This window comes from Blautia ammoniilytica (genome assembly GCF_025566965.1).
GTDB lineage: Bacteria > Bacillota > Clostridia > Lachnospirales > Lachnospiraceae > Blautia_A > Blautia_A ammoniilytica.
Genome location: NZ_JAOQJL010000033.1, coordinates 38,369 through 44,730, shown reverse-complemented (window position 1 = coordinate 44,730; position 6,362 = coordinate 38,369). Strand labels below are relative to the sequence as shown.

At 40.9% G+C, this 6,362-nt stretch carries 6 protein-coding genes and 2 pseudogenes; 4 read left to right on the top strand and 4 right to left on the bottom strand.

Features of this window, described 5'->3' with window-relative positions; genetic code table 11:
- Positions 1-133: 133 nt before the first annotated feature.
- Positions 134-1,876 (bottom strand): IS1182 family transposase, encoded by a 1,743-nt coding sequence (locus tag OCV61_RS14370; RefSeq protein WP_158422381.1) that lies wholly within the window; start codon positions 1,874-1,876, stop codon positions 134-136.
- A gap of 206 nt (positions 1,877-2,082) precedes the next feature.
- Here OCV61_RS14370 and OCV61_RS14365 point away from each other — a divergent pair.
- A pseudogene (locus OCV61_RS14365) lies at positions 2,083-2,382 on the top strand (transposase); the annotation flags it as partial.
- Positions 2,383-2,388: 6 nt separating this feature from the next.
- Here the strand turns inward: OCV61_RS14365 and OCV61_RS19005 are convergent.
- The 3 genes and pseudogenes from OCV61_RS19005 to asnA all read right to left on the bottom strand — a co-directional run.
- A pseudogene (locus tag OCV61_RS19005) lies at positions 2,389-2,619 on the bottom strand (transposase); the annotation flags it as partial.
- A gap of 125 nt (positions 2,620-2,744) precedes the next feature.
- Positions 2,745-3,161: a CBS domain-containing protein gene (locus tag OCV61_RS14360; RefSeq protein WP_158422380.1), complete on the bottom strand. Its 417-nt coding sequence runs from the start codon at positions 3,159-3,161 to the stop codon at positions 2,745-2,747.
- A 24-nt stretch (positions 3,162-3,185) separates the two neighbouring features.
- On the bottom strand, positions 3,186-4,193 hold the full coding sequence (gene asnA / locus OCV61_RS14355; protein ID WP_158422379.1) for an aspartate--ammonia ligase: 1,008 nt from the start codon (positions 4,191-4,193) through the stop codon (positions 3,186-3,188).
- A gap of 206 nt (positions 4,194-4,399) precedes the next feature.
- Here asnA and OCV61_RS14350 point away from each other — a divergent pair, with 206 nt between their 5' ends.
- From OCV61_RS14350 to OCV61_RS14340, 3 genes are all read left to right on the top strand, one after another.
- On the top strand, positions 4,400-5,137 hold the full coding sequence (locus OCV61_RS14350) for a hypothetical protein (RefSeq protein WP_158422378.1): 738 nt from the start codon (positions 4,400-4,402) through the stop codon (positions 5,135-5,137).
- A gap of 361 nt (positions 5,138-5,498) precedes the next feature.
- Complete coding sequence (locus OCV61_RS14345; protein ID WP_158422377.1) at positions 5,499-5,789, top strand: hypothetical protein; 291 nt, start codon at positions 5,499-5,501, stop codon at positions 5,787-5,789.
- Entirely contained in the window at positions 5,786-6,280 is a 495-nt protein-coding gene (locus tag OCV61_RS14340; RefSeq protein ID WP_158422376.1) for a PIN domain-containing protein, read from the top strand. Before OCV61_RS14345 ends, OCV61_RS14340 begins: the two co-directional genes overlap by 4 nt.
- Positions 6,281-6,362: the final 82 nt, after the last annotated feature.

The following is a 6,362-nucleotide window of genomic DNA, read 5'->3' as shown; positions in this document are numbered from 1 at the left end:
CAAACAAAAATATCCTGACAGTTACAGAACTTTCTGGCTCTGCAACTTGTTCAGGATATTTTTATTTTGATAAATACTTTCTGTTTTTGGCCGCAAAAAATCCTTATTGGGATTTTTTCAGCCGCATTTTTTTCTAGGCAGTTTTTCCTTCAAATTTTCTCAGTTTTTCGTATAAAAAACGATGATATTTATTTATATTTCTTCCAATAGCATACAGCATGAATTCTTTATATACCTTATCTGCCGAACGGTAATTAAAACGCCGAAAGTTCTCATTTTCCTTGATATCTCCAAAATGTCCTTCCGTCTGAATGGAACGTGTCTGGCGTTTCAGGATCCCGCGTTCACTCTGGATATTGGCATGGGATCTTTCTTTCAGTTCCTCCCATTGTTCATTGATCTTCATGACTTTGTTCTTTTCGGCATCTTTCTCCGCATCATACTTATACAGACAGCGCGCTTTATGCTCACATCCGCTGCAGTCTGCACAGCCATATACCTCAAAGGTCTGTGTATATCCATCCTGCTCTTTGCTCTCTGTCCTGAGATGCCGCAGTTCACGTCCGTCATGGCAGATATAGAACTGTTCATCTTCAAAGATCCCTGTCCTCATGTTGTAATATTTACTGATATCTTCTGAATAAGCGCGTGTTTTTCGCTTTTCATGATCCTGCAGTTTTATATAACTGGATATTTCATTCTGTTTTAAATAAAGCAGATTTTTTTCACTACAGTACCCGCTGTCCGCAGTTACTTCTTCCAGAATATTCCCGAAAGCATTCTTATGTTTTTCAAGGACCGGGATCAGGGTATTATAATCGGTGCGGTCGCTGCTTACATATCCATGTACGATAAAATAATTCTCTACCGCGATCTGAACATTATATGCTGGCTTTAACTGTCCGTTCAGCATGTGATCTTCTTTCATACGCATAAAAGTCGCTTCCAGATCTGTTTTGGAATAACTGTTTCTGTCTTTTCCCATGATCTCAAAGCATTCTTTATATTCCATCAGTCGTTTTCCGCATTGTTCCAGTTCCTCATGCAGCTGTTGAAGTTCAGGTTTTCTTTTTCCTTTTCCGTAAACGAATTCGATTCCCTCGTTATCCGCGATCATCGTGAGTTTGTTCTGGAGTTTCCGTATTTCAAGCGGCGAACAGTTATCGATCTCTATAATACGGTTATTTGAGAGTTTTTTATGTTTTGCAAGCTTTCGTTTTCTGTTCTTTTCGATCACTTCCCGGACTTTATCCATCCCTTCGATCACAAACATCTGTGCATTTCCCAGCTCGTACCTTGTCCCATAATCATTCTCCTGCAAAAAAGAATTATATTTTTCAAAAAGCTGGTCGATAGAGTCCAGAAGTCCTGCCAGATGGTAATTGATGCTTCCGCGCCATACAAAAGTATAACGGTTCGCATTTGCCTCTATCTTTGTACCGTCAATAAAAAGTTCTTTTAATGTGACCAGCCCTTCTTTCTGCAGCCGCCGCATAAACTGGTAATTCAGGTCATCCAGGACATCAGATGTCAGCTTCCTGTTTTTAAAGTCATAAAAAGCATCACGTTTCGGTTTTTGTCCGCGTGTCAGCCAGATAAAAGCAAGGTCTCTTTCACACAGATCAACAATACGGTCAACAGAACGTATTCCCCGCATATTTGCATAGGTAACTACAGCATACATCATAATTGGGTTGTACCCGGTTCTTCCCTTATCTGAACACTTGGCTACCAAGCCAGAAAAATCTAATTCCTCCATCACTTTTTTCAGGGTATAGACTGGATCGTCGTCAGGTAAACTCAATTCGAAGAAACTAAAGTTAATTTTTTGTTGCCCAAACTCAAAAAAATCGTTATAATAATTAGTTGTTAGCATAGTTACATTATAACATGTAACGGAGAGAAAGATGGTTGTCGTTAGCCATCTTTTTTTCTTTTTTCAGATAAATTCAAGGGAGGGTATGACTCGTTGTGAGTCATACCCTCCCTGCAGACTGTAGACAAAGCCCTGCTTTTGCAGGGTTTTGCTATTATTGGAACCGCTTTTCTGATATAATAAATATCAGAAGGGCGGTGTTTTTTATGATGACGAAAAATACAGATAAAAAAAGAGAACAAATGATGATGTTTTCCATGGATGACATGGTACCTCAAAACCATATGCTGCGATTGATTGATAAAGCAATCAATTGGAACTTTATTTATGATCTGGTTGAAGAAAAATACTGTCCGGATAACGGTCGTCCCAGTATGGATCCCGTCATGCTGATAAAGATACCATTCATTCAGTATCTCTATGGGATAAAAAGCATGCGTCAGACCATGAAAGAGATCGCGGTAAACGTTGCATACCGCTGGTTTCTCGGACTAGACATGTTAGATCCAGTNTATTCCCCGCATATTTGCATAGGTAACTACAGCATACATCATAATTGGGTTGTACCCGGTTCTTCCCTTATCTGAACACTTGGCTACCAAGCCAGAAAAATCTAATTCCTCCATCACTTTTTTCAGGGTATAGACTGGATCGTCGTCAGGTAAACTCAATTCGAAGAAACTAAAGTTAATTTTTTGTTGCCCAAACTCAAAAAAATCGTTATAATAATTAGTTGTTAGCATAGTTACATTATAACATGTAACGGAGAGAAAGATGGTTGTCGTTAGCCATCTTTTTTTCTTTTTTCAGATAAATTCAGGGAGGGTATGACTCGTTGTGAGTCATACCCTCCCTGCTTTGGAACTATCTATTTCCCGACAGCCCCTTGCATTTCAGAGTAACAATATTTAATGATGGCTTTACGGGTGATGATCCCGATAAAAAATCCCTGATCATCTACAACCGGAACATAATTCTGGTTAATGGCACGGTCTACCAGATCTTCCATATCAGAATTGATATGTACCGGCTTGTAATTGGCACGGCGTGGAATGGCCATGATCGGTACACTCTCTGCATCTTTCAGGTCTGAGATCTCCAAACGCTGCATGCCCCAGAGAAGATCTCCTTCTGAAATCGTGCCGGTGTATTTGCCGTCCGGACTTAATAAGGGAATACAGGAGAATTTTCTGTGTTCCATTTTTTCAAGAGTCTGCCGCAGGGTTTCATTTTCAAAAATATATGCTACCTCGCTTTTGGGGGTTAAAAAAAATAATATATTCACAATGGATCCCTCGTTCCTGTTCTTTTATAAGAGCGGTATGCCGCCCTGTGCTGCTTTTTCCTGGATCTCCTCTGGCCAAAGAGAAACATGGACTTCCCCGATATGTGCCTTGCGAAGGAAGAACATACAGATACGTGACTGTCCGATACCACCGCCGATGGTATAAGGCAGCTCCTTATTCAGAACCGCTTTCTGGAAGGGAAGCTCTCTCCGGTCGTCACATCCTGCTTCTGTCAGCTGTTTATCCAGAGTATCTTCATCCACGCGGATACCCATGGAAGAAAGCTCAAGGGCAATGTCAAGTACAGGATAGTATACCAGGATATCGCCGTTTAATTCCCAGTCATCATAGTCCGGGGCACGGCCGTCATGACGTTCTCCATTGGTAAGGGTCTTTCCTACCTGCATCAGGAAAACAGCACCTTTTTCTTTGACGATCTTGTATTCTCTTTCCTTTGGGGTGAGCTCCGGATACATATCTACCAGCTCCTGTGTGGAAACAAAAGCAATCTCCCGGGGCAGGATCTCTTCTATGTAGTCATATTGTACAGCCATATATTTCTCTGTTTTCCGAAGAACGCTGTAGATAGTACGAACCGTGGAAATCAAGGTCTCCATGTTGCGCTCTTCTTTGGAAATGATCTTCTCCCAGTCCCACTGATCCACATAGACAGAATGAATATTATCCAGATCCTCATCCCTGCGGATGGCTACCATATCAGTGTACAGACCTTCCCCATGGGAAAAGCCGTATTTTTTGAGGGCATATCTTTTCCATTTGGCAAGGGAATGGACGATCTCAGCTGGTTGATCCTGGCCTTTGATATCAAAGCTTACAGGGCGTTCTACGCCATTCAGATTGTCATTAAGGCCGGATGAAGGATCAACAAAGACAGGGGCTGATACACGGAGAAGGTTCAGCTTCTGTGCCAGTGTCTGCTGGAAAAAATCTTTGACAGTTTTAATTGCTACCTGGGTATCGTGGAGATTCAGGTCTGCATGATAACCCATGGGAATAATCAGTTGTTCCATAGGAACCTCCTTGTTATATATTTAAAATCATCTTTACAGTCATAAAAAGATATCTGTGCAAAGAACAGTATAATTATAACAGGAAAATATGTAAATGGCAATTTACACCTTGAAAGAATTATATAAAATAGATAATATATTAATATTAGAAGGAAAAATAGATGTAATATGGCTGTAGTATGAGGATGGCAGGAAGGAGTTTTACAATGAGAAAAGAATGTCAGGTATGCGGCGGTCCGATTGTCAATGGAAGGTGCAAGCTTTGCGGCATGCCATATCGAAATGATGAGATTTTATATCACCTGAATGAGAATCGAAGAGATCATTATAAGCATGCCTCTTGGAGAGCCAGGATTATGATGGAGGATGAGGAACGTCCTTTGGGTGATAAGAAGATACAGGAGTATCCGCAGGATGGACAGAAAAGGTCAAAGCCAGCCACAGGGACAGGCACCAGGGCGGCAGGGAGAAGTCAAGGTGCGCATCAGACTGTGAGAGGAAATGCACAGCCAGCCGCCAGAACTGTCAATAGGGAAAGGAAACGGAGAAGAGGAAGTGTCATATGGTTTATGGCATTGATTATTTTGATCAGTGTTGTACCGGCAGTAATCGAAGAATTGAAGGACAGGACAGACTCTGCTTATCAGGAAACGTACGATAACCTGACAGAAGATTCCTGGGAGGAAGCGGACACAGTTCTTACTTTGACAGGTGATGATCTACTACTGGTGGGAACAGACCTGGAAGCAGGATCCTATATCTTCACTGTGACAAAAGGGTATGCGAATATTCGTGTAGAACATAATGGGCACAGTGCGATGTATGGGCTGGCACAGGATAATGAGAGAAAATTTTATCTTTTAGAAGGGGATATGATCTGGCTGGAGCATTCTTCCCAGGATACAGATGCAGAAAATGCAGAAGTAGAGATACAGGGGATTTGAAAAGGGGAGCTGCCGGATGTATCGGGGAGAGTATAAATCCAAAGAGAAACACCCGGTAGGGGAGCTACCGGGTGTTTCGAGGGGAGTATAAATAATTAAATAAGGGGTTATAAACGGCATAGTTTGATAGGGCGCGAAATGGCGTAAATACGCGGAAAATCGGGTGTCGAAGTTTACTGGGGTTCATATTTGGGGAGGGCATCTTGGACATATTTTGGACATGAAAGTGGAATAAGAGAGCGAGGAAAAACTTATTTTTCAATGTATCAGTTGTAGAAAAGGAGAATATTAGCTATAATATAAAAAAGGAGCAAACTGTTGAAGGATAATTACATGACGCACAGAGAAGGGATGTGATATTATGGTAACAACAGAATCTGTAACTATTAAAGTTCCGGTAGGAATGTCTAAATATCTGGTAACTATGACACCAGAAACTGAGCTTACCAGAAATGCACTATTACTCTATCCTTATATATTAAATCAGACAATATCTCATGGTCGGGCTGCAGAGATACTGGGTATCAGAAAATCGGAGCTGATAGATCTGTATGATAAGCTGGGATACTCCTATTTTGATATGACTATGGATGATCTGGATGCTGAACTGAATACTTTCAGAGAACTTAAAAAGAGGGAGACTGCGGTATGATCGTTGTGTCAGATACCACACCGCTGATATCACTTCTAAAAATCAATCAGTTGGATTTGCTTGAAAAACTATTTGGAGAAGTTCTTATTCCAGAGGCAGTTTTTAATGAATTAACTGTAGATGAACGCTTTCAACTAGAAGCCAAGGTGATTAGACAGAAGGAATTTATTGCAGTAAAGCCTGTCAATAACCTTGAATCAGTCAGCATATTGAAAAGAGCAACTGGTCTTGACCAGGGAGAGAGTGAAGCGATTGTTCTGACAGATGAATTAAAAGCGGATTTATTGCTGATGGATGAAGCAAAAGGAAGAAATGTATCAGCACAGATGGGACTTAAAATTATGGGAACCATAGGGATTCTTATGGCTGCATATGAGGAACATGAATTAACGTCTGATGAAGTAAGGGAATGTGTTGATGGTTTGCAGCGTGCAGGACGGCATATCGGACAAAGACATTATCAGATGTTGTTGGGACGATTAAAAGACTAAAGATTAATAGTTAGAGACGGTATTAACGAAGTTTTCTATTGCTTATAGAGAAATGGAAGAGACTGGAATTTGAATTCTGGTC

Coding starts and splice junctions, on each gene's coding strand:
- OCV61_RS14370 (WP_158422381.1), bottom strand. CDS start 1,876: ATGCTAACAACTAATTATTATAACGATTTTTTTGAGTTTGGGCAACAA.
- OCV61_RS14340 (WP_158422376.1), top strand. CDS start 5,786: ATGATCGTTGTGTCAGATACCACACCGCTGATATCACTTCTAAAAATC.
- asnA (WP_158422379.1), bottom strand. CDS start 4,193: ATGGAACAACTGATTATTCCCATGGGTTATCATGCAGACCTGAATCTC.
- OCV61_RS14345 (WP_158422377.1), top strand. CDS start 5,499: ATGGTAACAACAGAATCTGTAACTATTAAAGTTCCGGTAGGAATGTCT.
- OCV61_RS14350 (WP_158422378.1), top strand. CDS start 4,400: ATGAGAAAAGAATGTCAGGTATGCGGCGGTCCGATTGTCAATGGAAGG.